The following is a 26,634-nucleotide window of genomic DNA, read 5'->3' on the forward strand; positions in this document are numbered from 1 at the left end:
GCGCAAGCGCTCAGTCGGACGCTTCGGTGTTGGATACTCGCGTCCTGCCTTCGCGCAAGCGCTCAGTCAGACGCTTCGGAAGGTGTCCAGGCTTGCGGCAAACCCGGCTGCTGGGGGAACAGGAAATCGACGAAAGCCGCTGCTGTGGGCTGTGGTTCGTGATTGGCCAGCCCGGGCCGCTCGTTGGCCTCGATGAACACGTACTCGGTTCCCTCGACTTCGGGCACCAACAGGTCGATCCCGGTTACCGGGATGCCGATCGCCTCGGCCGCGGTCACGGCCACCCGGCACAGTTCGGGATTCACGTCGGCGGTGACATCGTGAATAGTGCCGCCCTGGTGAAGATTCGCGGTGCGCCGCACCCGCAGCCGTTCTCCCTCGGGCAGGACGTCATCGAATGACCAGCCCGCCTCGGTGACGGTGGCGGCGGTGACGTCGTCCATCGGGATGTGGGATTCGCCGCCGGTCGCGGCGGCCCGTCGGCGGCTCTGCGTTTCGATCAGCTCACGCACGGTATGCGCGCCCGTTCCGATCACCTCCGCCGGCCTGCGGATCGCGGCAGCCACCACTTTGCCGTCGATCACGACGAGTCGCAGGTCGTCGCCGGTGGCGCGCTGTTCGATCAATACCTCGGGGTGCTGCTCGCGGGCACGGGTCAGCGCGGCGTCGAGTTCGTCGCGACCGTCGACCCCGACGGTGATGCCCTTGCCCTGCTCGCCGCGCGTCGGCTTCACCACGACATCGCCGACCTCGGCCAAAAATGCGTGGTCGTCGTCGTCGAAGGTGGCGAGGCGACCCTTGGGCACCGTGATGCCGGCCTCGGAGACGATGCGCCGGGTCTGGCGCTTGTCGTCGCACCGGCTCATCGCCACCGCGGAGGTGAACTCGGACAGCGACTCCCGGGTGATGACGGTGCGCCCACCGTGGGACAGCCGCATCTCGCCCGCGCCCGCATCGAGCACCTCGACCCAGATGCCGCGGCGAATGGCTTCGTCGGCGATGATCCGCGCGTACGGGTTGAGGTCATCGACGGTTTCCGGTGGATGGGTGAACAGCGGCTCGTTGATCGCGTTCTTGCGCTTGACCGCCAGCACCGGAACCCGGTGAAAGCCGAGCTTTTCGTACAGCCCGATCGCCGCGGTGTTGTCGTGGGCAACCGACAGATCGAGGTAGGCCCGGCCCCGCTTGCGGAAGATCTCGGCCAAGGTCCGGGTCAACGCGTCGCCCACGCCGGGCAGACCGGCCGCCGGGTCCACCGCGAGGCTCCACAGGCTCGAGCCGTCCTCGGGGTCGGAGAACAACAGCTTGTGGTCGACGCCGGTCACCGTCCCCATCACGGTGCCGTCGTCGTCGCGCACCGCGACCAGATAATCGACCGCCGGGGTTTGGGTGTGGTTGCGCCAGATGACGTCGACGGGCGCGGGCACCATTCCGCAGCGCACGTACACCCGGTTCATCGCGTCGGCGTCCTCGACTGTCTGCAGGCTCCGCACCGTGAAGCCGATCGGCTCGGCGGATCCCAGATCCTCGGTGAAGCGCAACCGGTAGGTGTGGCTCGGATCGATGAACAGCTCGGCGGGGGAGCGGGCGATCAGCACATGGGACTCACGGGCGTAGATGCAGATGTCCCGCCGACCCGGCCCCTCCTGCTGCAGCACCTCGGCGAGCTTCTCGGGATCGGCGAAGGTCTGACCGAAAATCAGTCGGCCCCAACCGAGCTCGAGTTCGACGTCGTCCGCCATCGCATCGACCAGATGCTGAGGCGAGGCATCGTGCAGGCTCAGGGTGATGGCTTCGGTGTGATCCTCACCCAGATCCTGCTGGGCGCCAGCGGGATCGGCGGCAGTCATGCCGCGGACCCGGTCACCCCGTGGCGCTGCAGCCACAGTTCCAGCAGAGCGATCTGCCACAGTTCGTTGCCCCGCAGCGGCGTCAGCCTGCCGTTCGGGTCGGCCAGCAGTCGGTCGACGGCTTCGGGCCGGAACAGCCCGCGCTCCTTGGCTTCCGGCGCGTACAGGGCGTCGCGGACCAACTCGAGATACGGGCCCTCGAGATGGGTCAGCGCAGGCACCGGGAAGTACCCTTTAGGCCGGTCGATAACCCCGGCCGGAATCACCCGGCGCGCAGCCTCTTTGAGCACGCCCTTACCGCCGTGCGCGGTTTTCAGGCCTGGCGGGCAGGTCGCGGCCAATTCCACGAGCTCGTGATCGAGGAATGGAACGCGGCCCTCAAGGCCCCACGCCATCGTCATGTTGTCGACACGTTTCACCGGATCGTCGACGAGCATCACCGTGGTGTCCAGGCGCAGCGCCCGGTCCACGCCCGTCTGAGCGCCCGGTGCGGCGAAGTGCTCGGTGACGAAGGCGCCGCTGGGGTCACCGTCGACGCGGTATGCGTCGCTGATGAGGCCGCCGACACCGGCGCTGTCGCGGTCGAAGAACGCGCCCCGGTAGCTGCCCACCGCACCGTCCAGCGACGACGCCGACGGGTCGGCCATCGGTGGATACCAGTGGTACCCGGCGAACACCTCGTCGGCGCCCTGCCCGGACTGCACCACCTTGACGTGTTTGGCCACTTCCTGGCTCAGGAGATAGAAAGCCACGCAGTCGTGGCTGACCATCGGTTCGCTCATCGCGGCGATGGCGCCATCCAGGGCGGGAAGCATGCGGTCGGTGCCGATGCGGATCTGGTGATGATCGGTGTCGAAGTGCTTGGCGATCAGGTCGGAGTACTTGAACTCGTCTCCGGCGACGCCACCGACGGATTCGAACCCGATCGAGAAGGTGGCCAGGCCGTGTTGGCCGGCCTCGGCGAGCAGACCCACGATCAGGCTGGAATCCACCCCGCCCGACAGCAGGCAGCCGACCGGGACATCGGCGACCAGGCGGCGTTCGACGGCGAGCCGCAGCGACTCCAGTACCGCGTCCTCCCAGTCCCGTTCGGACCAGTCGGCCCGGTCGGCGTGCCGGGTGAAATCCGGTGACCAGTAGACGGTGGTGCGCCGGGTGCCGTCGGGTTCGATCGCGACGATCGATGCGGGGGGCACCTTCTTGATGCCGCGCAGAATCGTCAGCGGGGGCGGCACCACGGAGTGGAACGTGAGGTAGTGGTGCAGGGCGACCGGATCGATGTGGGTATCGACCCCGCCACCGGCCAGCAGCGCTGGAAGCGACGAGGCGAACCGGATTCGGCTCGCGTCCTCCGTCAGGTAGAGCGGCTTGATACCCAGCCGGTCGCGGCCGAGCAGCACCCGGCCGCTGTCGCGCTCGGCGATCGCGAACGCGAACATGCCCTTGAGGTGCTCGACGAAGCGATCGCCCCAGTGGTGGTACGCCTTGAGCAGCACCTCGGTGTCACTGTGCGAGAAGAAGCGGTACCCGTGCGAGACGAGCTCGGCGCGCAGTTGCTTGTAGTTGTAGATGCAGCCGTTCCAGCAGATGGTCAGCCCGAGCTCGGAGTCGATCATCGGCTGGGCGCCGGCTTCGGTCAGGTCAATGATCTTCAGGCGTCGGTGCCCCAGGGCAACCCGACCTTGCGACCACACGCCGGCCGCATCGGGGCCCCTGGGCGCCATCGTCTCAGCCATGGCCGACACCGCGAAAACGTCAGGTGTCCGGCCATCGAGACGCACCTCTCCGGCGGCTCCACACATCAGTTCGACCCTACAAGGGTCGGGCTCCGATGTCTCATCGGTGGTCTGACCGGCCCCTCCTCATATCTTCGGATCAAACCTGAGTAATAGAGTGTTATTGGTCGGCTGTCCTACCTTTGGGCGTGACAATCATGTGTATTCGAGGGACGATCGTCGGGTCTTCGTGGATGCAGATGAACGCAATGGTCGGCTTCTCGTCATGTTGGTTGCCGACAGGAAGGTGCGCAATGAGCCCTAACCCCGGCATGCTGTCGCAGTCCGAGCTGGAGCAAATGGTGGCGGCGGGCGAGATCGACACGGTGATTGTCGCCTTCTGCGATATGCAGGGCCGGCTGACAGGCAAGCGCGTCGGTGCGCGACTGTTCGTCGAAGAGGTGGCGGCCCACGGGGCGGAGTGCTGCAACTATCTGCTCGCCGTCGACGTCGACATGAACACAGTCGACGGATACGCGATATCGAGTTGGGAGACCGGCTACGGCGACATGGTGATGACGCCGGACTTCTCGACGCTGCGGGTGTTGCCGTGGCTGCCGGGCACCGCACTGGTGATGGCCGATCTTTCTTGGACGGATGGCCGACCGGTGCGACAGGCGCCGCGCAGCATCCTCAACCGGCAGATCGACCGGCTGACAGAGCAGGGCCTGGTGCCATTCGTCGGAACCGAACTCGAGTTCATGGTCTTCGACAACACCTTCCGCGAAGCGTGGAGCGCCGGCTACCGCGAGCTGACACCGGCCACTGATTACAACGTCGACTATGCGATGCACGCCTCGACCCGCATGGAACCGCTGCTGCGCGACATCCGCCTTGGCATGGAGGGCGCAGGCATGTACTGCGAGGGCGTCAAAGGCGAGTGCAACCGCGGCCAGCAGGAGATCGCCTTCCGCTTCGATCACGCCCGCGTCACCTGCGACAACCACACGATCTACCGCAACGGCGCCAAGGAGATCGCCGACCAGCACGGCAAGAGTCTGACGTTCATGGCGAAATTCGATGAGCGCGAAGGCAACAGCTGCCACATCCACATCTCGTTGCGCGGCGACGACGGCAGCGCGGTGTTCGCTGACGAGTCCGACCCGCTCGGCATGTCACCGATGTTCCGCAGTTTCATCGCCGGTCAATTGGCCACCCTCCGTGAGCTGACCCTCTTCTATGCACCGAACATCAACTCCTACAAGAGATTTGTCGACGGAAGCTTCGCCCCGACCGCGGTGGCCTGGGGTCTGGACAACCGGACCTGCGCATTGCGGGTGGTCGGCCACGGCGACGGTATGCGGGTCGAATGCCGGGCACCCGGTGGGGATGTGAATCAGTATCTGGCCGTTGCGGCGCTGATCGCAGGCGGCCTCTACGGCATCGAGCGGGAGCTGGAGTTGCCGGAAGCGTTGCCGGGCAACGCATATACCAGCGGCGCCGAGCGGCTGCCGACGACGCTGGCGGAAGCGGCTGAGTTGTTCGGGAAGTCCGAGGTGGCACGTGCGGCGTTCGGTGACGACGTCGTCGAGCACTACCTCAACAATGCGCGGGTGGAACTGACGGCTTTCAATGCCGCAGTCACCGATTGGGAAAGGGTGCGCGGTTTTGAACGGCTCTAGTCCGAGCGCGAGCAGACACGCAGGTAACTCAAATGCCGGCGTGTCGGGTACTTTCGCGTCTGCTCGTGCAGGGAACGCACGCCCGGTTATCGGCATGACGACATATCTGCAACAGGCGCAGACCGGCGTCTGGGACGTGCGGGCCAGCTTTCTGCCTCAGATCTACTTCAACGCCGTCAACCTCGCCGGCGGCATCGCGATGTTGCTGCCGCCGCAACCGGTCGACGACGACATCGCGAATCGGGTTCTGGACCGGCTGGACGGCGTCGTGATCACCGGCGGCCCCGACGTCGACCCGGCCCGGTACGGCCAGACGCCCCATCCGAGCACCAACGAACCCGCGCGCGAACGTGACGAATGGGAGTTCGCACTCCTGTCCGGTGCACTGCGCCGGGGTATTCCGGTGCTGGGCGTGTGCCGAGGCGCTCAGGTGCTCAACACCGCGCTCGGCGGCACGCTGCACCAGCATCTGCCAGACGTCATCGGGCACACCCACCACCAGAAGGGCGACGCCGTCTTCGGAACGTCCGCGGTGCGCACCGTGCCCGGCACCCGGCTGGCGGATCTTATCGGCGAGACATCGGATGCCCAGTGCTACCACCATCAGGCCATCGACCGGCTCGGCGATGGCCTGGTGGTCAGTGCCCGTGACGCCGACGGGGTCATCGAAGCGGTGGAAGTACCGGGCGAGGGATTCGTGCTCGCGGTGCAGTGGCATCCAGAAGAACGCCTCGACGACGTCCGACTGTTCACTGCGGTGGTGGAAGCTGCCAGAAGCTATGCGACAGAGAGGGTCTCATGACAGCCAGCCAGGTGATCAACCCGGCGACCGAGCAGGTGCTGGCCAACGTCGAACTGCTCGATGAGGCAGCCGTCGACGACGCGGTGGCGCGGGCCAAGGCGGCGCAACGGCGCTGGGCCAGAATCGCTCCGGCGGAGCGGGCCGCAGCACTGCGGGCATTCGCGGCCGCCGTCGACGCGCGCGTCGACGAACTCGCCGCGCTGGAGGTGGCCAACTCGGGTCATCCGATCGGGCAGGCCGAATGGGAGGCCGGCCACGTCCGCGACGTGCTTCAGTACTACTCGGCAACCCCGGAGCGGTTGTGTGGCAAGCAGATTCCGGTGGCGGGCGGGCTCGATGTCACGTTCAACGAACCGCTCGGCGTGGTGGGTGTGATCACCCCGTGGAACTTCCCGATGACGATTGCGGCCTGGGGCTTCGCACCTGCCCTTGCCGCCGGTAACGCGGTAGTGGTCAAACCCGCCGAGTGGACGCCCCTGACGACGATCCGGCTGGCCGAAATCGCTGCCGAGTCCGGGCTTCCCGCGGACGTGTTCCAGGTATTGCCCGGGAAGGGCACGGTGGTAGGGGAGCGGTTCGTCAGCCATCCCGATATCCGCAAGGTGGTGTTCACCGGGTCCACCGAAGTGGGTAAGAAGGTGATGGCCGGGGCCGCGGCGCAGATCAAGCGGGTCACCCTGGAGTTGGGTGGTAAGAGCGCCAACATCGTGTTCGACGACTGTGACCTGGCGAAGGCCGCGGCCACCGCGCCGTACGGGGTGTTCGACAATGCCGGTCAGGATTGCTGTGCCCGCAGCCGGATCCTGGTGCAGCGCAACGTCTACGACCGCTTCATGGAGCTGCTCGAGCCGGCCGTAAAGGGCGTGGTCGTCGGAGACCCGACGGTGCGGACCACCGAGATGGGGCCACTGGTATCGCGGCCGCACTGGGATTCTGTGCGCGCCTACGTGCCCGACGATGCGCCGGTGGCGTTCCGCGGTTCGGCGCCGGACGGTCCCGGATTCTGGTTCCCGCCCACCGTGTTGACACCGCAGCGCACCGACCGCACCGTCACCGAGGAGATCTTCGGGCCGGTGGTGACGGTGCTCGCGTTCGAGGACGAGGCCGACGCCATCGCACTGGCCAACGACACCGCCTACGGGCTGTCGGGTTCGATCTGGACGGACAACACCTCACGGGCACTTCGGGTGTCGCGCGCCGTGGAAGCGGGCAATCTCAGCGTCAATTCGCATTCCTCGGTGCGTTACAACACCCCGTTCGGCGGATTCAAGCAGTCCGGCCTGGGACGCGAGTTGGGGCCCGACGCGCCATTGTCGTTCACCGAAACCAAGAATGTCTTTATCGCTGTAGAGGAGTTGTAGATGGATCTGACCCAACGTCTCGCCGGTAAGGTCGCCGTGATCACCGGCGGCGCAAGCGGTATCGGCCTGGCAACCGGCCGGCGGTTACACGCTGAAGGCGCCACGATCGTGGTCGGCGACATCGAGCCCACCACCGGCAAGGCCGCCGCCGACGAACTCGACGGGCTGTTCGTGCCGGTCGACGTATCCGATCAGGCCGCCGTCGACAACCTCTTCGACACGGCCGCAGCGACATTCGGCAGCGTCGACATCGCGTTCAACAACGCCGGGATCTCCCCGCCCGAGGACGATCTGATCGAGAACACCGAGCTGCCCGCTTGGGAGCGGGTGCAGGACATCAACCTGAAGTCGGTGTACCTGTCGTGCCGTGCGGCACTGCGGCACATGGTTCCGGCAGGCAAGGGCTCGATCATCAACACCGCGTCGTTCGTGGCGGTGATGGGCTCGGCGACCTCCCAGATCTCCTACACCGCGTCCAAGGGCGGGGTGCTGGCGATGTCGCGTGAGCTGGGCGTGCAGTATGCGCGCCAAGGCATCCGGGTCAACGCGCTGTGCCCCGGCCCGGTCAACACCCCGCTGCTGCAGGAGCTGTTCGCGAAGGACCCGGAGCGTGCCGCGCGCCGGCTCGTGCACATCCCGCTCGGCCGGTTCGCCGAACCTGAGGAACTCGCGGCCGCAGTCGCCTTCCTGGCCAGCGACGACGCGTCGTTCATCACGGGTTCGACATTCATGGTGGACGGCGGCATCAGTTCTGCCTACGTCACACCGCTTTAGGCCACGATGACCGCCGAACCCGACCCGCAGCCCGCCGCCGAGGCGGCCGATGCGCTGCTGCGTCCGGTAAGGCTGGGCAACGCGTTCGAGGACACCGTCGGCCGGCTCTTGGAGACCATCCGGCTCGGGGTGCTCGGCCCCGGTGAATCGCTGCCTCCCGAACGGGAACTGGCCGCTCGGCTCGGGGTCAGCCGGGACACCGTCCGCGAGGCGATCAAGTCGCTGTCCGACGCCGGCTACCTGGTGTCGCGGCGCGGTCGCTACGGTGGCACGTTTCTGGCCTTGGAGTTGCCTGCACTGCCTGCGACCAGTCATCGGGTGACCCGGGAGGAGATCGACGACGCGTTGCGGCTGCGGGAGATCCTCGAGGTCGGCGCGGCCCGCATGGCGGCGGGCCGCACGCTGAGTGCGGCCGAGCGCGACGGCCTGTGGTCTCGGCTGGCCGACGTACGCGACGCCGAACCCCACGACTATCGGCGGCTGGATTCCCGGTTGCACCTGGCTATCGCCGAGGCCGCTGGATCCCCGTCACTGGTGCCGCTGGTGGCCGAAAACCGGATGCGGCTCAATGCCCTGCTCGACCAGATCCCCCTGTTGGCCCGCAATATCGCGCACTCCGACGAACAACACGAGGCCATCGTCATCGCGATCCTCGCCGGCGATGCCGACGGCGCAGCGGCGGCGATGCTGGCCCACGTCGCGGGCTCGGCCGTGCTCCTGCACGGCTTTCTGGATTAGCGCGCCCCCCTTGCACCGCGAGCACCTTGCACCGCGAGCGTGCGGGTCTGTTGGTCGACACGCCGCAAAACAGCAGCACTTTGCGCACGCTCGTCGCGGCGGGCTACCCGCGGTCGGCCATCCAACTACGGTGGCGCATCGCAGATTTACGTGCCGCCTTGGCGATTTTTCGGTCCGGATGATGCCGCCCAAGCGCGTCCAGGACCGCCGCGGTGTGCGCAGCGGGATGCCGCCACATCTGCTCCAACGCCGCGTACTGGTCAGCTGCATGCGGTGCCTCGGAGAACATTTCGCACAGCTCATCAGGACGGTCGAGCGAGCCCGCCAGCACGTCGACGAACACCCCGATGTCGATGAGATCGCCGACCTCGGCCTCGTCGGCCAACCCGCGGGACATCAGATACAGCGCGGCGTGGCCGGCGGCAGGACCGTCGAGCAGTGCGCGTAGCGCCGGCCCGACGACAGCGGAGTCGAACAACTCCAGAGCCGCGAATCCCTTGAGCCGCAATGCCGGATCGTCGGCCGACCCGACAACGTCGACGATCGCCTGGACGCGCTCAGCGACGTCGGCGGTCGGCCGCCACGCGTCGACCACGGACTGCCGCTGCTCGTCGGCTACCTCGTCCAGTACATCGAGGAGGGCCTCCGCGGAAGAGTCGGCGATCTCGTCGGCACTTCGCAGAAGGTAGCCGGCCTCTTCGAGGTGGATGGGTACCATATGGCGGCCGAGCGCGGTGAGGCGGATGAGTCCGCCGGTCGGATAGGAGCGCAGGGCGCTGATTTCCTCGCGCCAGTGTGTCCATTTGACGACGCCGGCGGTCTCGAGGGTCTGAAAGATGTGGCTGACGTCGTAGCGCGCCATTGTCTCGATATTGTCCGACCACATCGGCCAGTCGGATTCGATCTCGCCGCGCAGCACCGGCCCGATCAGTTCGACCAGTTCGTCGACGTTGCCGACACCGCCGGGGTGGAGGATCCGGGCGAGCCAGTGCACCACCCAGGAGTCGAGTAGCTCAGCGACCCTGGCGAAGATTTCGTAGGCCGGATCGCGAGAGCCGAGTGGTCCGAGCCTGACGATCGCGTCGTAGACCGCCGTGGCCCGATCGGTCGCCGACTTGCGCGCCCAACTTTTCACCGGCACCAGGTGGCGTTGGTGAATGCGAACGGCGCCGGCCTTTTTCGCGATGTTGACGATCGAGCTGAGCCCGGGCAGCTCCTGCGTCGTGCTCGTCCGAAAGGTGCGGTCGCCGATCTGGGGGTCCATCTCGTCGCCGGTGTCGAGGAGCTCGACCAGCGCCTTGCCGTCGGCCCGTTTGATGTTGCCACGTTCGGTCAGCGGCTTGCCGGCCTCACCGAGGTATCCACGCAGCGCCTCGATCTTTCCCAGCAGCGGTGCGGCGGCGGCGGCAGACTCGACCTCGGCGGCCGGTGGCGGCACATACACGAACGGAAGCTCAACCGGTTCCGGTTCCTCGTCAAGGTCCCGGTCCATCGCCGCCGCGCGGTCGTCAGCGGGCAATGCCTCGTATTCGGCCATTCGGGCCAGCAGTTCCGTTTCCAGCTTGTCGTTGGGCATCTGGTCGGGTTGTGCGAGCAACTCGATGTAGCGCGGCTTGCCCGGCGGATTGAACCCCGGGTGGTACAAGGCGGATCTCGGATCAAATCCCGGATTGGTCATCATTTTGTGAAGTGGGGACGCCAGACTCACTGTCAGTTGATTCAACCCAACTCCGCGATCGTGTCCACCGTCCAACCGTCCGGCGTCGCCCAGGAACTCGAAGAACGCCCCGACCGACCGGCAGAATACTGACGACTCCTCATCCGACATCGGCTGTGCTCTGGCGGCAACCCAACCGAACAAGAACTCCACGATGTCGTCCTCGTCGACCGTGGTGACATCGCGTGCGGAATGCGTCCGGTGCCAATCAACGAAGACAGCGACGTTCGACCTGGTATCGGCGGGGTATGGGTCGCCAGCCGAGGCCATGAATGCAGCGAACTCGTCGAGCAGTCCGGTATCGGCGTTGTCGTGGTGTTCCAAGAGCTTCCTGTTCGGCGGTCGGCCTACGGTCGAGCCCTAACGTACGCCCCACCGGTTCACGCAGGTGCACTTCCCTGCTAACCGGTTCCCACCAGGTTCTGCGCCCAGCCGGCATACCCGCCGATCAGGTCGGTGGTCTGGGAATGTCCTTGGGCCCGTAGCAAGCTGGCGGCAACGCTGGACCGCCAGCCGCCGGCGCAGTGCACCACGACGGGCTTGTGCCGGTCGATCTCGGTGTGGCGGGTGAGCAGTTCGGCCAACGGGATGTGCACGGAGCCGGGGATGTGGCCGTTCTCGCGCTCGGCCGCATTGCGCACGTCGAGCACCGTCACTGTGTCATGCGCGAGCAATCCGGCCAGCTTCACCGGGTCGAGCCGGTCGATGTGCACGACGAGATCGCCGAGGGTATCCGGGAATCCGTCGTCGGTGGTGTTGAGATAGCCGACCACGTTGTCGTAACCGATGCGCGCCAGGCGCAGCGTCGCCTCGTGTTCGGCCCCGGGCGCCGTGACCACCACGATGTCGTCGTCGACGCGCGCGACCATCCCACAGGTTTCGGCGAACCGGCCGGCCAAACCCACATTGATCGTGCCCGCCAGATGCGCGGTGGCGAATTCCTCGGGGGAGCGGGTGTCGATCACCACGGTGCCCTCGGTGGCGAGGAGGCTCCGCAATTGCTCGGGTGTGAGTTCGGGCACCGAGCGTGCCTCGTCGAAGACGGCGTGGTCGCGCCGGTTCAGGTCCGCATCGGTGGAGAAGTAGCCGGGAACGGCCGGTTGTCCGGCGGTGATGAGGCGCACGAACTCGTCTTCACTCATCGGCTGAAGTGCCGGATTGGTTTGGCGCTGTTCGCCGATCGTCGACACGAGGTCGGTGGACAGGTTCTTGCCGCACGCCGATCCGGCGCCGTGCGCGGGCATGACAGCGACGCCGTCCGGCAGCTGCAGCAGAGTCTGATGAACCGTCCGGTACATCGCCCGAGCCAGGTCGGTGCTGGTGCCGCCGTCCAGGTTGGCCAGGTCCGGCCGTCCGACGTCGCCGATGAACAGCGAGTCGCCGGTCAGTACCGCCGTGGGAGATGAGTCGGCGCCGTCGCGGACCAGCAGGCTGATCGACTCCCAGGTGTGCCCGGGAGTGGACAGGATCTCGATGTCGACCCGGCCGAGCGAGATGTGTTCGCCGTGGTGCAGCCGGCGGATGGGGTAGTCGGTCTCGGCGGCCGCGCCGAACCCGATCCACGCGCCGGTGGCGTCGACCAGTTCGAGATGCCCGGAGACGAAGTCGGCATGGAAGTGTGTGTTGATCACGCCCTCGATGTGCAGGTCGTCACGCCGCGCCTGATCGAGGTATTCGGTGATGTCACGTCGCGGATCGACGATGATGGCGCGCTTCGTCGTCTCGTCGGCGATGAGATACGAGGCGTGGGACAGACAGCCGAGATAGAACTGTTTGAGGATCATTGGACGCTCCTTGTTCAGAGTTGGATGAGAGTTTTTGCGCCGACGTACCACGCCACTGCCACCAGCGCGACGGCGAACGAGCGAGTGAGTAGCCGCTCTGAAAGTCGCTGCGTCACATACTTTCCCGCGATCGCACCGAGTATCGCGGCGATCGTGACCGGCAACACCACCGACCAGTCGAGCGCAACGTGCCCGGCCCGCGCGAGCAGCGCGACCGCGGCGTTGATGGTGATCACCAGCAGCGAGGTGCCCACCGCGACCGGCATCGAGTACCCGAGGATGGCCACCAATACCGGCACGATGATGAAACCACCTCCGACGCCGAAGAATCCGGTCAGTACGCCGATCAGTACACCGGCGACCACCACTTTGACGGCGACGGCGACGAAGCTGGGATGCGTTGGCGGGGAAGCCGGTTCGGTTTCTGACGGCAGGGGCGCACCGGCGCCGACCAGTACCCGCGGGGCCGCCGGCCTCCGGTTGCGATTGCGCGACCGGTAGAACAGTGCGGCCGCGACCACGATCATCAGCCCGGCAAAAGCGGCCATGGCAACATCTGCCGGGACCAGGTGTCCGAGCGCGGTACCCGCCCAGGCGGCGACTCCGCCGACCGCGCCGAGCGCGAGCCCCGCACGCCACCGGACTTGCCCGTGCCGGGCGTGGACAACAGCCGCGGTGGCCGACGAAATGCCCACGATCACAAGACTTTGCGTGATCGCACCGGACAGCGGTTGGTGGAGCAGATAGACCAGGGCCGGGACGGTGATGATCGATCCGCCGCCACCGAGGGCGCCGAGGCACAACCCGATGCACAGACCGAGGAGCACGGCGATGGTCATCGATGCTCGCCAGCCGAGCCGGACAGACTCATGGTGTAGCCGGCCCGGGCCGAGAAGTCGGCGAGAACGCTGAACCGGTCACCGCGAATCACCGTGGTGCGCCACTCGACCGGCGTGCCGTCTGCGGTGCCGGTCCGCTCCACCCGCATGACGGCGGTCTCGGGTCCGATATCGAGCAGTCGGCGTTGCGCCGCGGTGGGGATCGCCGCCCTGATCTGTTCGTGGCCACCGGTCAGCCGTACGCCGCAACGGGTCGCGAGTTCGTCGTACAGGCCGGTATGGGTGAAATCCGCGGTCAACAACGGCGCGGCGACGGCCGCCGGCAGCCAGGCGTAATCGACGGCCAGGGGTTCGTCGTCGGCCAACCGCAGCCGTTCGAGGTACACGAGCGGTGTCGACTCCTCGAGTCCCAGGCGCACGGCGGCATACGCGTCGGCTCGGGCATCGAGCGTGCGCACCACGCTGCATTGGCGCAGATTCGCCGCCTCCACCGACTCGAACAGGCTGTACAAGGCGCCGAGGGGCTGGTTGATCTCCGACGGTCGGCCGAGCCTCGGGGGACGACCGCGTGCGGCGGTGACCAGGCCTTCTTCGCGCAGCGCTCGCAGCGCCTCGCGCACGGTATGCCGGCTGACCCCGTACTCGTGGCGAAGTTCCAGTTCCCCCGGGAACGATGTGGCGAACTCGCCGTCGCGCAACCGTCGCTGCAGGTCGGCCCGCAGCTGCTGCCACAGCGGGAGGCCTGCATCCCGGCGCAGTCGTCGTGCGGGCGCGTTGCCTTCGTCTCCGGCCGACACTGGAACCTCCTTGCTTTCGGACTCACGATCCACGATAATGTACGTACATTAAATATCGCAATGTCCGGACAATAAATTCCCGTGAAAGGCGCGCCCATGCCTCCAGGAACCACACACCACGAGATCGTGATCGTCGGCGGCGGCACGGCCGGGATCACCGTCGCATCGCGGCTACGCCGGAAGGGCAAGAACGTCTGTGTCATCGACCCCGCGGTCACGCACTACTACCAGCCGTTGTGGACGCTGGTCGGTGGTGGCCGCGCCGGCATGGCGGAAAGTGGACGCCCGGAAGCCTCGGTGATGCCGAAGAACGCCACCTGGGTGCGCCGGGCCGCGGAGTCGATCGACCCGGTTGAGAAGGTCGTCACCACCGACGACGGCTCTCTCATCGAGTACGACCGACTGGTGGTGTGTCCCGGTCTGCAGAGCGACTGGGACGCGATTCCCGGTGCGCGCGAGGCAGTGATCACGCCCCACGCATCGACCAACTACGACGCCGCGCTCGCCCCCAAGACGTGGGAACTTATTCGGAACATGCGCAAGGGGACCGCAGTTTTCACCATGCCGGTCGGGCCGATCAAATGTGGCGGCGCTCCCCAGAAGATCGCTTACCTGGCGTGCGACTACTGGCGGCAACAAGGTGTGCTCGACGACATTCGCGTGGTCCTGGTGTTGGCGACGCCCGCCATGTTCAGCGTGAAGGTGTTCTCGGATCAGCTCGAACGTGTCGCAGCCGGTTACGGCATCGAGGTACACACCAACAGTGAGCTCACCGATGTCGATCCAGACGGCCTGCAGGCCACCATCGTGCACAACGGAACGGGCGGCACCGAAACCATCGGGTACGACATGATGCATCTGGTGGTGCCGCAGTCGGCGCCGGACTGGATCAAGAAGTCGCCGATCTCGGACCCCGAGATGCCCGGAGGCTGGGTTGACGTGGATCAATTCACGCTGCAGCACAAGCGATTCGACGATGTCTTCGCGCTCGGCGACGTGGCGTCCCTGCCGACGTCCAAGACCGGTGCCGCCGTGCGCAAACAGGCTCCTGTCCTGGTCGACAACCTGCTCGCCGCCTCGGCCGGCAAGCCGCTCACGGGCAAGTACGACGGATACACCTCGTGTCCGCTGACGACCTCGCGGAACAAGATGCTGCTCGCCGAATTCGACTACGACCTGACACCCACGCCGAGTTTTCCGTTCATCGACACCACCAAACCGCGTCGCGACATGTGGTACGTGAAGCGTTACGGGTTGCCCTTCATGTACTGGAATCTGATGCTCAAGGGGATTGCCTGACCACGCGGCGCCGCCTGGATTAGATTCGGACCGTGCAGCAGCACGCGAATCAAGGCCAGGTCGCTCGCGCGTCGTCGGCGTTGGCCGACGTCGACACTCCCGGTTGGGCGCAGCGTTTCGATCTGCTCTCAGATCCGCACCGGCTGGAGATCCTGCTCGGGCTGCACCGTGCGCCGGGTATCTGCGTCAGCGATCTCGCGGCTGCCTTAGGACGTTCGGAAAACGCCGTCTCGCAGGCGCTTCGCGTGCTGCGCCGGCAAGGCTGGGTGAGCTCGACCCGCGTCGGGCGCACGGTCAACTACCGGCTCGAGGACGAGACCGTACATGACCTGCTGCACTGGATCGGGGCGCGGCACGGCTGAGACGCCTTGTCATCTGTTCAGGTAGACAGATAACGGCAGCGGTTTTACGCTCGCCCGATGACCGCCGTCGCGCCGACCGAAACGATCGCGCCAGCCCGATTCGACCGCACCGACTGGATGTCGATCGCCGTGGTCGGCGGCGTTGTGCTGCTGCTGCACGTATTCGGTTGGGGTGTACTGATGTTGGGCGTAGCGCCGCAACACATCACCCTCGGATCGGCAGGCGTGTTCGGGGTCGGCCTGGGCGTAACCGCCTACCTGCTGGGCGTGCGACACGCCTTCGACGCCGACCACATCGCCGTCATCGACAACACCACCCGCAAGCTCGTGGGCGAGGGTACCCGCTCGCTGTCAGCCGGTTTCTGGTTCTCACTCGGGCATTCCAGTGTCGTCTTCGGTCTTGCCTTCCTGCTGGCGCTCGGGGTCCGATCACTGGCTGGTCCGGTGCAGGATGAGAGCTCGCCGATGCTGCAGACGCTGGGCCTGGTCGGCTCGGTGGTGGCCGGCACGTTCCTCATCCTGATCGGTCTGACGAATCTGTTCGCCGCAGTGGGCATCGCCAAGGTTTTCCGAGCCATGCGCAGCGGCGAACTCGACGAGGCCGAGCTGGAACGCCAACTCCAACAGCGCGGTTTCCTCGCCCGGTTGCTCGGCCGGGTCATGCGACGGGTGAGCAAGCCCTGGCACCTCTACCCGGTCGGGTTCCTGATGGGGCTGGGCTTCGACACCGCCACCCAGGTGGCGCTGTTGGTCCTGGCGGCAGGCACGGCGGCATTCACCTTGCCGTGGTACGCGATGCTCGTCTTGCCGGTGCTTTTCGCGGCGGGCATGAGCCTGTTCGACAGCCTGGACGGGATTTTCATGTCCAGGGCCTACGGGTGGGCCTTCCTGAAGCCCGTCCGCAAGGTCTACTACAACCTGACCGTCACGGTGCTCTCGGTCATCGTCGCGCTGGTGATCGGGGTGATCGTCCTGACCGGACTCCTGGCCGAGCGTCTCGGTGTCACCTCCGGGCCGCTCGCGCTCATCGCTTCCGCCGACCTGGAGTTCGTCGGGTTCGCGATCGTCGGGCTGTTTGTCGTGAGCTGGATTGTCGCGCTGGGGATCTGGCGGTTCGGCCGGATCGAGGAGCGCTGGAGCGCCCAGACGTAACGGCCCGAAACCTAGTCGGTCAGTCCGAGCAACGCATTCTCGATCACCTCGGACAGCGCGGGGTGAATCCAGTATTGGCCGCGCGCAACCTCCTGGGCCGTCTGTCCCAGGCTCATGGCCTGGATCAACGGCTGGATGATCGACGACGCCTGATACCCCATGATGTGCGCGCCCAGGAGCTTGCCGGTCGCCCGGTCGCCGATCACCTTGGCAATACCCGTGGTGTCCTCCATCGCCCAGCCATACGCGGTGTCCCCGTAGTTCTGGACCTTCGTCACGACGTCATAGCCGGCCTCGCGAGCCTCCACTTCGCTGAGCCCTACCATCGCGATCTGCGGTTCGGTGAACACCGCCGAGGGGACGAATCGGTGATCGCTGCGCGCCAGCGACTCGGTGTCGTCCCAATCGCGCAACAGGTTCTCCCTGACCACCCGAGATTCGTGGTTGGCAACATGCTTGAGCTGATAGTCCGACGACACATCACCGAGCGCGAAAATTCCACGCGCAGTGGTCCGTTGGTGCTCGTCGACGATCACCCGGCCGTCCTCGTCGACCTCGACGCCGGCCAGTTCGGCGTCGAGTTGGTCACCGTTGGGTATCCGGCCGGTGGCCACCAGCAGCATGTCGGCGGGCAGCATCTTTCCGTCGTCGAGTTCCAGCACGATGCCATCGCCGTCCTGGCGTGACCCGATGACGTTCTCGTGGGTGCGCAGGTCCCACTTCTCAGCGCCCAGCGCGCTGAACCGGTGGCAGATGGTTTCATCGCAGTGCGTCAGCAGACCCGAGCCGCGCACCACGATGGTGACCCGGACCCCGAGTGCGGAAAACACGTGGGCGAACTCGGCCGCCACGAATCCGCCACCGACGATCACGAGATGCTCGGGCAACTCGGCGATCCGCATGACGTCGTCACTGGTGTAGTACTTGACGCCGCAATCCCTGATGGCCGGCGGGATGTTGACCCGCGAGCCCGCGGCGATCACCACCTGGTCGGTGCTGAACTCGTCGCCGTCCTCGGTACGCAGGGTGTAGCTGCCGTCGGGGTTGGTCGGACCGAAGCGGGTGTGGCTGGAGTACACCGTGATGTTCGGGTTGGACCGGCGGTAGTCCTCGCCGCCGGCCGCGATCGGGTCGATACGACCGAACACCCGCGACACGATGTCGGGCCAGCGCACCTTGTCGATGTGGGAGTCGATGCCGTACTTCGCGCTGTCGCGGATGCTGTGGGCGACCTCGGCGGCGTAGACGAACATCTTGGTGGGGATGCAGCCCACGTTGAGGCAGGTGCCGCCGAAGGTGCCCTGCTCGCAGATCGCCACCTTCTTGTCGGCGTAGCGGTCGTCGAGGACGCTGTTGCCCGAGCCGGTGCCGATGATCGTCAGATCGTAGTGCTCCACGCGTTGTCCCTATCCGGAATGTGTTGTGCTCGAAGATGATCGCAAACTGAGGTAATGATCCAGCCACCGGCTCAGTTCGTGGTACGCGGCCGCTCTGGGCTCGGCGAGGGACAGGAAGACGTCGTGCTTGGCGTCCACGATAGGGGTGATCGTGCTGTGGTTGCCCACGCAGCCCGCCCACCGGGCGATCAGTCTGACGTCGAGCACCGCGTCCCCGCGCTGGATCGCCGCTGGATCCGGTGATTCCGCGACACTGTGGTCGGAGCGCAAGATCAAGTTGGGCACCCCGACGTCGAGGCCGCGGTGCAGCCGGGCCTGCCCGCGTCGGATGGCGTTGATCCACCCGAACGTGACGGGGAACCCGCCCAACGGTTTCCAGTCGAGGTTGTAGTCGAACTCGCCGCCGTAGTCGCGGTGCAGACTGGTGCCGTACCCGCCTTCGGTGGGTTTGCGGACCACGTACAGCTTGCGTAGCCGGGCCAGCGCGAGCAGGGCCGCCGAGGTAGGTGCGGTGCGCAGGACCGCCGGGCCGTGCAGATCGAAGAACGGGCTGTTGAGCACCAGTCCGCCGACATTGTGGGTCGCCAAGCCGCCGCGTTGCCGTAGCCGGTCGGCAAACAGGGTGACGATCAGTCCGCCCGCCGAGTGGCCGTACAGACAGACGCGGGCACCGCCGGTGTCGGCGGCGATGACGCCCAGTGCCCGGTCCAGTTCTTTGTCGTAGCGCGCCAGGTCGGTGGTGAAGTGCGGGGTCTGGCCCTCGCGTCGAGACCGACCACATTTGTGCAGGTCGATGGCATAGAACGCGAAACCGCGATCGGCGAACCGGTCGGCGAGTTCGGTATGGAAGAAGTAGTCGGTGTAACCGTGCAGCGCCAGGACGGCATGCGCGCTCGGGCTTGCATCGCCGCGCCGCACAAGCGTCGCAGCCAACTCGCCCTCCCCGTCGGGATCCGGGCCGAGCTCGATGGTCCGCTGCCAGAAGCCAGGCAGCACATCCGGCTCCCAGGCGGGCTCCCGTGACGTCACAATCCCACCCTAGCTGCGGGTCGGGGCGAATGATCGGGGTGACGGATCGCACTGGTATGCCCGGCCGACGGCGAATCCGCGCGCGATAACCTGGGCATCAGGAACAAGCCGTCAACGTGACGGGCCGTGCGATGACGAAGGACGAGCGATCAGGGTGTCTGAGGCAAACGTAGGTACGACCGCAAAGACTGACGTCGTGCTGGTGGGTGCCGGCATCATGAGTGCCACCCTGGGCGCGCTGATCCGGCTGCTGGAGCCGACTTGGTCGATCACGCTGATCGAACGGCTCGACGGCGCCGCGGCCGAAAGCAGTGATCCGTGGAACAACGCCGGCACGGGGCACTCGGCGCTGTGCGAGCTCAACTACACCCCCGAGCGCGGTGACGGCTCCATCGACATCACCAAGGCCGTCACCGTCAATGAGCAGTTCCAGGTGTCGCGGCAATTCTGGGCCTACGCCGTGGAGAACGGCGTCCTGCCCGACGTCCGCAGCTTCCTCAACCCGATTCCGCACGTGAGTTTCGTGCACGGTGCCCACAACGTCGACTACCTCAAGCGCCGGTACGACGCCCTGGTGGGCAACCCGCTGTTCGCGTCGATGGAGTTCATCGACGACAAGGACGAATTCACCCGACGGTTGCCGCTGATGGCCGCCAAGCGGGACTTCTCCGACCCGGTGGGCCTGAACTGGGCGCAGGACGGCACCGACGTCGACTTCGGCTCGCTGTCACGTCAGCTGATCGGCTACACCGCGCAGCGCGGCATGACGACGCTGTTCGGGCACGACGTGCGCAACCTCCACAAGAACTCCGACGGCAGCTGGACGGTCAAGGTGCAGAACCGCCGGACGGGCGACAAGCGCAAGATCAATGCGAAGTTCGTGTTCGTCGGCGCAGGCGGCGGCGCCCTGCCGCTACTGCAGAAGGCCGGCATCGCCGAGGCCAAGGGATTCGGCGGTTTTCCCGTGGGCGGGCAGTTCCTGCGCACCGGCAACCGGGCGCTGACCGCAGCTCACCAGGCCAAGGTGTACGGGCTGCCGCCGCTGGGCGCCCCGCCCATGTCGGTGCCGCACCTGGACACCCGGGTGATCAACGGCAAGTCCTGGCTGTTGTTCGGGCCGTTCGCCGGCTGGACACCGAAGTTCCTGAAGCAAGGCAAGTTCACCGACCTGCCGTTGTCGGTCAAGCCCAACAATCTGGCGTCCATGCTCGGCGTCGGGCTGACCGAGGTGGGATTGGTCAAATATCTCGTCGGCCAGCTGATGCTCAGTGAGGCCGACCGCGTCGACACCTTGCGCGAATTCGCCCCCGCCGCAGTCGATTCCGACTGGGACCTGGTCATCGCCGGGCAGCGTGTCCAGGTCATTCGGCGCAAGGGTGCCGGCGGCGTGCTGGAGTTCGGTACCACAGTGCTGACGGCTGCCGACGGCAGCATGGCCGGGCTGCTCGGCGCCTCGCCGGGCGCCTCGACCGCGGTGCCGGCCATGCTCGACATCCTGGAGCGTTGCTTCTCCGACCGCTACCAGAGCTGGCGGCCCAAACTCAAGGAGATGGTGCCGTCGCTCGGCACGAAGCTCTCCGACGAGCCCGGCTTGTTCGAAGAAGTGTGGTCGTGGGGCAGCAAGGTGCTCAAACTGGACCTCAAGCCGGACACCGCCGACGCCCCCGCGACCGTGTGACGGCGTGCTCATGACGGTCGCATTGCGTCGCAGCTGGGCCAAAGATCTCGATGTGGCAACCCTTTACGAGTTGCTCAAGCTGCGCATCGAGGTGTTCGTCGTCGAACAGGCCACCCCGTATCCGGAACTGGACGGCCGTGATCTGCTCGCCGAGACGCGGCACTTCTGGCTCGAGGGGACCGATGGTGAGGTGATCTCGACGTTGCGGCTGATGGAGGAACACCCCGGTGGTGAGAAGGCGTTCCGGATCGGGCGGGTGTGCACCAAGCGTGATGCGAGGGGCAATGGACACACAGCCCGGCTGATGCAGGCCGCACTGGCCGAAGTCGGTGACTATCCGTGCCACATCAACGCCCAGACGTATCTGGTGGACATGTACGCCAACCACGGCTTCGTCCGCGACGGCGACGAGTTCCTCGATGACGGCATCCCGCATGTGCCGATGGTGCGCCCCGGCTCACGTGTGGAAGCCGAGCAATCGTGATTCATACCTACCCCTTCAGCGCACTCGTGGGGCAGGACAGGCTGCGGTTGGCGTTGGTGTTGTGCGCGGTGCGGCCCGAGATCGGCGGTGTGCTGATCCGCGGCGAGAAGGGGACTGCGAAGTCGACGGCGGTGCGTGGCCTGGCCGCGGTGCTGACCGCGGTCGACGACGACGCCAGGCTCGTCGAATTGCCTATCGGCGCAACAGAAGACCGGGTGGTCGGGTCGCTGGATCTGCAGAAGGTACTGCGCGACGGCGAGCATGCGTTCTCCCCGGGGCTGCTGGCGCGCGCCCACGGTGGCGTGCTCTATGTCGACGAGGTCAACCTGCTGCACGACCATCTGGTCGACGTGCTGCTCGACGCCGCCGCCATGGGCCGTGTGCACGTCGAGCGGGACGGCATCTCGCATTCGCACGAGGCCCGGTTCGTGCTGATCGGCACCATGAATCCCGAAGAGGGCGAACTGCGGCCGCAGCTGCTGGACCGGTTCGGGCTGACCGTCGACGTGGCGGCCTCGCGCGATGTCGACGTGCGGGTGGACGTGATCCGGGCCCGGATGGGTTTCGAAGCTGACCCCGCGGAATTCGTCCGCCGCTACGCCGACGCCGACACAGAATTGGCCCGGCGCATCGCCGCTGCGAGGGCAGCGCTGGGATCGGTGGTGTTGCCGGACAGCGAGTTGCGCCGCATCGCGGCGCTGTGTGCGGCCTTCGACGTCGACGGCATGCGCGCCGATCTGGTGGTGGCGCGTACCGCTGTCGCGCATGCAGCCTGGCGCGGCAGTGTCGTTGTCGAGGAGGAGGACATCCGGGTGGCCGCCGAACTGGCGTTGCCGCACCGCCGCCGCCGTGACCCCTTCGACGATCCGGGGTTGGATCCTGATCGCCTGGACGAGGCGATGCAGCAAGCGGGGGAGTCCGCATCCGAGTCGGAACCGGAGCTCGACCCTGACCCTGACTCTGACCCGCCGGGTGGCGGTGGCGGCTCCGATATCTCCACCGAAGGTCAACCAGCACAAGGAAATTCGAAGACCTCGTCGACCCGCCAGAGTGCACCGCCTGCGGCGGTGTTCCGGACCAAGGCGCTGGTGGTGCCCGGCGTCGGGGAGGGCGCGCCGGGGCGGCGGTCGCGGGCCCGCAACCGCACCGGCACTCCGATCGCGGCGACCGCAGAACCCGGCGCCGGGCACGGCGTACATGTCTTCGGCACGCTGCTGGCCACTGCGGGGCGCCAGCGCGAGGCCGGCAGGCCGCGACCGGTGCCCGACGACGTCCGCCGCGCGGTTCGCGAGGGCCGGGAAGGCAATCTGGTGATCTTCGTCGTGGACGCCTCGGGTTCGATGGCCGCGCGGGACCGGATGTCGGCGGTGAGCGGAGCGACGCTGTCCCTGCTACGCGATGCCTATCAGCGCCGCGACAAGGTCGCCGTCATCACCTTCCGGCAGCAGGACGCCCGGGTGATATTGCCGCCGACATCGTCGGTGCACATTGCCGGCCGTCGCCTGGAGCGCTTCGATACCGGCGGGAAAACCCCACTGGCGCAGGGCTTGCTCGCCGCGCGCGATGTGGTGGTGCGGGAGAAGGCCCGCGACCGGGCGCGGCGCAGCCTGGTGGTGCTGCTCACCGATGGCCGGGCGACCGGCGGCCCAGATCCGTTGGGGCGCACCCGCCAAGCCGCGACCCTGCTGCTCGCCGAAGGCGCTGCCGCGGTGGTCGTCGACTGTGAAACATCTTTTGTACGACTGGGTTTGGCGCAGCAGCTCGCGCAACAGCTGGGTGCTACCGCAGTGCGGCTGGAACAGTTGCACGCGGACGCACTGACCCGGCTGGTCAAGACCCAAGCCGACGCTGCCTAGAGAGGACTGCCGATGCCACAGGGACAACCGGTTGCCGTTCCCGACGACGGGCTGACCACCCGGGCCCGCCGCAACGCGCCGCTGCTGGCCGTGCACACCGGTCCGGGCAAGGGAAAGTCCACTGCCGCATTCGGTATGGCGCTGCGGGCCTGGAATCAGGGCTTCCGGATCGCCGTGTTCCAGTTCGTCAAGAGCGCAAAGTGGAAGGTCGGCGAGGAAGCGGTGTTCCACGAACTCGGCCGGCTGCACGACGAGCATGGTGCGGGCGGACCGGTCGAGTGGCACAAGATGGGCTCGGGCTGGTCGTGGACGCGTAAGCACGGCAGCGATGTCGACCACGCCGCGGCGGCCGCCGACGGCTGGGCCGAGATCACCCGCAGGCTGGCCGAGGAGCAGCACGATTTCTATGTGCTCGACGAGTTCACCTATCCACTGAAGTGGGGTTGGGTGGATGTGGCGGATGTGGTCGAGGTGCTCCGTTCGCGTCCCGGTACCCAGCACGTGGTGATCACGGGCAGGGACGCTCCGCAGGCGTTGATCGACGCTGCCGATCTGGTCACCGTGATGACCAAGGTCAAGCACCCGATGGATGCCGGCCGCAAGGGTCAGAAGGGCATCGAATGGTAGGGCGAGCATGGTGAGCGTGCGCAAAATGCTGTCGTTCCGCGGCCTGTCGGGCAACAGACGCGCACGCTTGCGGTGCTGAGGTGAGCACCACTCCGGCGGTGGTGATCGCCGCGCCGGCCTCGGGCAGCGGAAAGACCACGGTGGCAACGGGTCTGATCGGTGCGCTGCGGCGGGCCGGCCACGCCGTGGCCCCGTTCAAGGTCGGCCCGGATTTCATCGATCCCGGCTACCACGCCTTGGCCGCGGACCGCCCTGGACGCAACCTCGACCCGGTGCTGGTCGGTGATGAGCTGATCGGTCCGCTGTACCGGCATGGCAGTGCCGGCACCGACATCGCCGTCGTCGAAGGAGTCATGGGACTGTTCGACGGCCGGATCGAAGACCAGATGACCGGCACCCCACGCGGGTCGGCCGCCCACGTCGCCGGTCTGCTCGGCGCACCGGTGGTGCTGGTGGTCGACGCCCGCGGCCAGAGCCACAGCATCGCGGCACTGCTGCACGGATTCCTGACGTTCGATCCGGCGGTGCGCATCGCCGGGGTCATCCTGAACCGCGTCGGTTCGCCGCGGCACGAGACGGTGTTGCGTCAGGCCTGTGACCATGCTGGTGTCGAGGTCTTGGGGGCGATCCCGCGAGCCGACGCATTATCGGTTCCATCAAGACATCTCGGGCTCGTCACGGCCATCGAGCACGGCAGGCAGGCGCGCGCCGCGGTGGCGGCGATGACCGAACTCGTCGCCCGCCACGTCGACCTGCCGGCCGTCAAGGCCAGTGCCGACGCCCGCGTCGGTTCCCAGCCGTGGAACCCTGCTGCGGCCCAGCCGGTCACCGGCGTCACCGTTGCACTGGCGGCGGGCAAGGCGTTCAGCTTCGGCTACGTCGAACACGGGGAGCTTCTGCGCGGCACCGGGGCGCACGTCGCCGAGTTCGATCCCTTGGTCGATCCGCTGCCGCCGGGCGCCGACGCACTGGTGCTGCCGGGTGGCTTCCCCGAGCAATTCACCGCCGAACTGTCCGCCAATGCTGTTGTGCGCGAGCAGATCAGAGAATTGGCCGCCGGCGGCGCACCGGTTCATGCGGAGTGCGCCGGGCTCACCTACCTGGTCGACGACCTCGACGGATCGCCGATGTGTGGCGTGCTGGCCGGCTCCGCGCGGTTCACCGAACGTCTCACCCTCGGCTACCGCGATGCCGTCGCAGTCGTGGATTCGTCGCTGCACGCTGCAGGCGAGCGCGTCACAGGCCACGAATTCCACCGAACCGCAGTGACATTCGCCGACGAGCTTCCACCGGCCTGGGCATTCACCGATCGACGGCGTGATGGCGCGGTGCACCGCGGTGTGCATGCCGGCTACCTGCACACCCATCCTGCCGCGCACCCGCAGGCCATCACCCGGTTCGTGACGGCAGCGGCACGCACTAAGCTCGGCGCGTGACGCGCACGCGAGGAGCAATGTGAATTCAGATAATGCCTACCTCGTCGGCCTGCGCCTTTCGGGCCGGAAGGTCGTCGTCGTCGGCGGCGGAACCGTCGCGCAGCGTCGACTACCGCTGCTGATCGCCAACGGTGCCGACGTACATGTCATCGCGCGTGCCGCGAGCCCGGCCGTCGAGGCGCTGTCAAAAGACGAGCCGGGGATCAGCCTGCAACTGCGGGATTTCCGGCCCGGCGATCTCGAGGGCGCCTGGTATGTGATCGCGGCCACCGACGATTCCGACGTGAACGCCGAGATCGCCGCCGAGGCCGAGCAGCTCCGCATTTTCTGCGTGCGTGCCGACATCGCCCGCGAAGGCTCGGCGGTGACTCCGGCGACCTTCGACTACGACGGGCTGTCGGTTGGCGTGCTCGCAGGCGGCGAACACCGCCGGTCGGCAGCCATCCGGTCGGCGATCCACGAGGCGTTGCAGCAGGGTGTCATCACGGCCGAGGTTCCGGGCGAGGCGGCAGGCGGCGTGGCCCTGGTAGGTGGCGGGCCGGGGGACCCTGAGCTGATCACCGTGCGCGGGCGGCGGTTGCTGGCTCGGGCCGACGTCGTGGTCGCCGATCGGTTGGCGCCGCAGGACCTGCTTGCCGAACTCGGGCCGCACGTCGAGGTGATCGACGCCGCCAAGATCCCGTACGGCCGGGCGATGGCGCAGGATGCCATCAACCACGTGTTGGTCGACCGGGCCAGGCAAGGCAAGTTCGTGGTGCGCCTCAAAGGCGGCGACCCGTTCGTGTTCGCCCGCGGTTATGAAGAGGTGCTGGCGTGTGCCGACGCAGGGATCCCGGTGACCGTGGTTCCCGGTGTGACGAGCGCCATAGCGGTTCCGGCGTTGGCCGGGGTTCCGGTCACCCACCGGGGCATGACGCATGAGTTCGTGGTGGTCAGCGGCCATGTGGCCCCGGGACATCCGGAATCGTTAGTGAATTGGAATGCGCTGGCCGCGATGAGCGGCACCATCGTGCTGCTGATGGCCGTCGAGCGCATCGAGTTGTTCACCAAGATCCTGCTCGACGGAGGACGACCTGCGGATACGCCCGTGCTCGTGGTGCAGCATGGAACGACCATGGCGCAGCGCACGCTGCGTGCCACCCTGGGCGACGCGCCCGAAAGGATTCGCGAAGAAGGCATTCGACCTCCGGCGATCATCGTGATCGGTCCGGTGGCCGCCTTCGGCGGTTAAAGGATTCTTAAGAGTACTGTAAGG

At 66.8% G+C, this 26,634-nt stretch carries 22 protein-coding genes; 14 read left to right on the forward strand and 8 right to left on the reverse strand.

The window, feature by feature from the left end; all coding sequences use genetic code 11:
• Window positions 1-62: 62 nt before the first annotated feature.
• Both ngg and ABQF30_RS07405 read right to left on the reverse strand, forming a co-directional pair.
• Window positions 63-1,850, reverse strand: a complete 1,788-nt coding sequence (gene ngg, locus ABQF30_RS07400; protein ID WP_448463516.1) for an N-acetylglutaminylglutamine synthetase — start codon at window positions 1,848-1,850, stop codon at window positions 63-65.
• Window positions 1,847-3,652 (reverse strand): N-acetylglutaminylglutamine amidotransferase, encoded by a 1,806-nt coding sequence (locus tag ABQF30_RS07405; protein WP_448462135.1) that lies wholly within the window; start codon window positions 3,650-3,652, stop codon window positions 1,847-1,849. The genes ngg and ABQF30_RS07405 overlap by 4 nt, the downstream gene beginning before the upstream one ends.
• Before the next feature lie 227 nt (window positions 3,653-3,879).
• Between ABQF30_RS07405 and ABQF30_RS07410 the strand changes: the two genes are divergently transcribed.
• The 5 genes from ABQF30_RS07410 (at window position 3,880) to ABQF30_RS07430 (ending at window position 8,922) form a co-directional block, all read left to right on the forward strand.
• Entirely contained in the window at window positions 3,880-5,247 is a 1,368-nt protein-coding gene (locus ABQF30_RS07410) for a glutamine synthetase family protein (protein WP_448462136.1), read from the forward strand.
• A gap of 94 nt (window positions 5,248-5,341) precedes the next feature.
• A complete protein-coding gene (locus ABQF30_RS07415; RefSeq protein WP_448462137.1) occupies window positions 5,342-6,049 on the forward strand; it encodes a gamma-glutamyl-gamma-aminobutyrate hydrolase family protein in 708 nt (235 codons plus the stop codon).
• Window positions 6,046-7,410: an aldehyde dehydrogenase family protein gene (locus ABQF30_RS07420; RefSeq protein WP_448462138.1), complete on the forward strand. Its 1,365-nt coding sequence runs from the start codon at window positions 6,046-6,048 to the stop codon at window positions 7,408-7,410. Before ABQF30_RS07415 ends, ABQF30_RS07420 begins: the two co-directional genes overlap by 4 nt.
• Window positions 7,411-8,184, forward strand: a complete 774-nt coding sequence (locus ABQF30_RS07425) for a 3-oxoacyl-ACP reductase (RefSeq protein ID WP_448462139.1) — start codon at window positions 7,411-7,413, stop codon at window positions 8,182-8,184. It abuts the gene before it with no gap.
• 6 nt (window positions 8,185-8,190) lie between these two features.
• Window positions 8,191-8,922, forward strand: a complete 732-nt coding sequence (locus tag ABQF30_RS07430) for a FadR/GntR family transcriptional regulator (protein ID WP_448462140.1) — start codon at window positions 8,191-8,193, stop codon at window positions 8,920-8,922.
• 103 nt (window positions 8,923-9,025) lie between these two features.
• On the opposite strand, the gene ABQF30_RS07435 is transcribed toward ABQF30_RS07430, so the two are convergent.
• From ABQF30_RS07435 to ABQF30_RS07450, 4 genes are all read right to left on the reverse strand, one after another.
• Complete coding sequence (locus ABQF30_RS07435) at window positions 9,026-10,963, reverse strand: hypothetical protein (RefSeq protein WP_448462141.1); 1,938 nt, start codon at window positions 10,961-10,963, stop codon at window positions 9,026-9,028.
• Between the two features lie 77 nt (window positions 10,964-11,040).
• Window positions 11,041-12,423, reverse strand: a complete 1,383-nt coding sequence (locus tag ABQF30_RS07440; protein ID WP_448462142.1) for a rhodanese-like domain-containing protein — start codon at window positions 12,421-12,423, stop codon at window positions 11,041-11,043.
• 14 nt (window positions 12,424-12,437) lie between these two features.
• Window positions 12,438-13,262, reverse strand: coding sequence for a sulfite exporter TauE/SafE family protein (locus ABQF30_RS07445; RefSeq protein WP_448462143.1), 825 nt, complete (start codon window positions 13,260-13,262; stop codon window positions 12,438-12,440).
• Window positions 13,259-14,059 carry a GntR family transcriptional regulator gene (locus ABQF30_RS07450; RefSeq protein WP_448462144.1) on the reverse strand — a complete coding sequence of 267 codons (801 nt, stop codon included), beginning with the start codon at window positions 14,057-14,059 and terminating at the stop codon, window positions 13,259-13,261. Before ABQF30_RS07450 ends, ABQF30_RS07445 begins: the two co-directional genes overlap by 4 nt.
• Before the next feature lie 96 nt (window positions 14,060-14,155).
• On the opposite strand from ABQF30_RS07450, the gene ABQF30_RS07455 reads away from it, so the two are divergent.
• From ABQF30_RS07455 to ABQF30_RS07465, 3 genes are read left to right on the forward strand one after another with little or no spacing between them, the layout of a single operon-like run.
• Complete coding sequence (locus ABQF30_RS07455) at window positions 14,156-15,358, forward strand: NAD(P)/FAD-dependent oxidoreductase (protein ID WP_448462145.1); 1,203 nt, start codon at window positions 14,156-14,158, stop codon at window positions 15,356-15,358.
• 32 nt (window positions 15,359-15,390) lie between these two features.
• The gene (locus ABQF30_RS07460) at window positions 15,391-15,720 is read left to right on the forward strand and encodes an ArsR/SmtB family transcription factor (protein ID WP_448462146.1); all 330 of its coding nucleotides are present in this window, start codon (window positions 15,391-15,393) and stop codon (window positions 15,718-15,720) included.
• A gap of 57 nt (window positions 15,721-15,777) precedes the next feature.
• Window positions 15,778-16,872, forward strand: a complete 1,095-nt coding sequence (locus ABQF30_RS07465; protein WP_448462147.1) for a Nickel transporter NicT — start codon at window positions 15,778-15,780, stop codon at window positions 16,870-16,872.
• 11 nt (window positions 16,873-16,883) lie between these two features.
• On the opposite strand, the gene mtr is transcribed toward ABQF30_RS07465, so the two are convergent.
• Window positions 16,884-18,269: a mycothione reductase gene (gene mtr / locus ABQF30_RS07470; protein ID WP_448462148.1), complete on the reverse strand. Its 1,386-nt coding sequence runs from the start codon at window positions 18,267-18,269 to the stop codon at window positions 16,884-16,886.
• Between the two features lie 9 nt (window positions 18,270-18,278).
• The gene (locus tag ABQF30_RS07475; protein WP_448462149.1) at window positions 18,279-19,298 is read right to left on the reverse strand and encodes an alpha/beta hydrolase; all 1,020 of its coding nucleotides are present in this window, start codon (window positions 19,296-19,298) and stop codon (window positions 18,279-18,281) included.
• A 217-nt stretch (window positions 19,299-19,515) separates the two neighbouring features.
• On the opposite strand from ABQF30_RS07475, the gene mqo reads away from it, so the two are divergent.
• The 6 genes from mqo to cobA all read left to right on the forward strand — a co-directional run bounded on the left by mqo (window position 19,516) and on the right by cobA (window position 26,610).
• The gene (mqo, locus tag ABQF30_RS07480; protein ID WP_448462150.1) at window positions 19,516-20,976 is read left to right on the forward strand and encodes a malate dehydrogenase (quinone); all 1,461 of its coding nucleotides are present in this window, start codon (window positions 19,516-19,518) and stop codon (window positions 20,974-20,976) included.
• 10 nt (window positions 20,977-20,986) lie between these two features.
• Window positions 20,987-21,460: a GNAT family N-acetyltransferase gene (locus ABQF30_RS07485; RefSeq protein WP_448462151.1), complete on the forward strand. Its 474-nt coding sequence runs from the start codon at window positions 20,987-20,989 to the stop codon at window positions 21,458-21,460.
• Complete coding sequence (locus ABQF30_RS07490; RefSeq protein WP_448463518.1) at window positions 21,454-23,316, forward strand: magnesium chelatase subunit D family protein; 1,863 nt, start codon at window positions 21,454-21,456, stop codon at window positions 23,314-23,316. The genes ABQF30_RS07485 and ABQF30_RS07490 overlap by 7 nt, the downstream gene beginning before the upstream one ends.
• Window positions 23,317-23,328: 12 nt before the next feature.
• Window positions 23,329-23,943: a cob(I)yrinic acid a,c-diamide adenosyltransferase gene (cobO, locus tag ABQF30_RS07495; protein WP_448462152.1), complete on the forward strand. Its 615-nt coding sequence runs from the start codon at window positions 23,329-23,331 to the stop codon at window positions 23,941-23,943.
• Between the two features lie 80 nt (window positions 23,944-24,023).
• The gene (locus ABQF30_RS07500; RefSeq protein ID WP_448462153.1) at window positions 24,024-25,379 is read left to right on the forward strand and encodes a cobyrinic acid a,c-diamide synthase CobB; all 1,356 of its coding nucleotides are present in this window, start codon (window positions 24,024-24,026) and stop codon (window positions 25,377-25,379) included.
• A 19-nt stretch (window positions 25,380-25,398) separates the two neighbouring features.
• Entirely contained in the window at window positions 25,399-26,610 is a 1,212-nt protein-coding gene (cobA, locus tag ABQF30_RS07505) for a uroporphyrinogen-III C-methyltransferase (RefSeq protein WP_448462154.1), read from the forward strand.
• Window positions 26,611-26,634 lie beyond the last annotated feature (24 nt).

Source organism: Mycolicibacterium sp. XJ870, assembly GCF_053483975.1.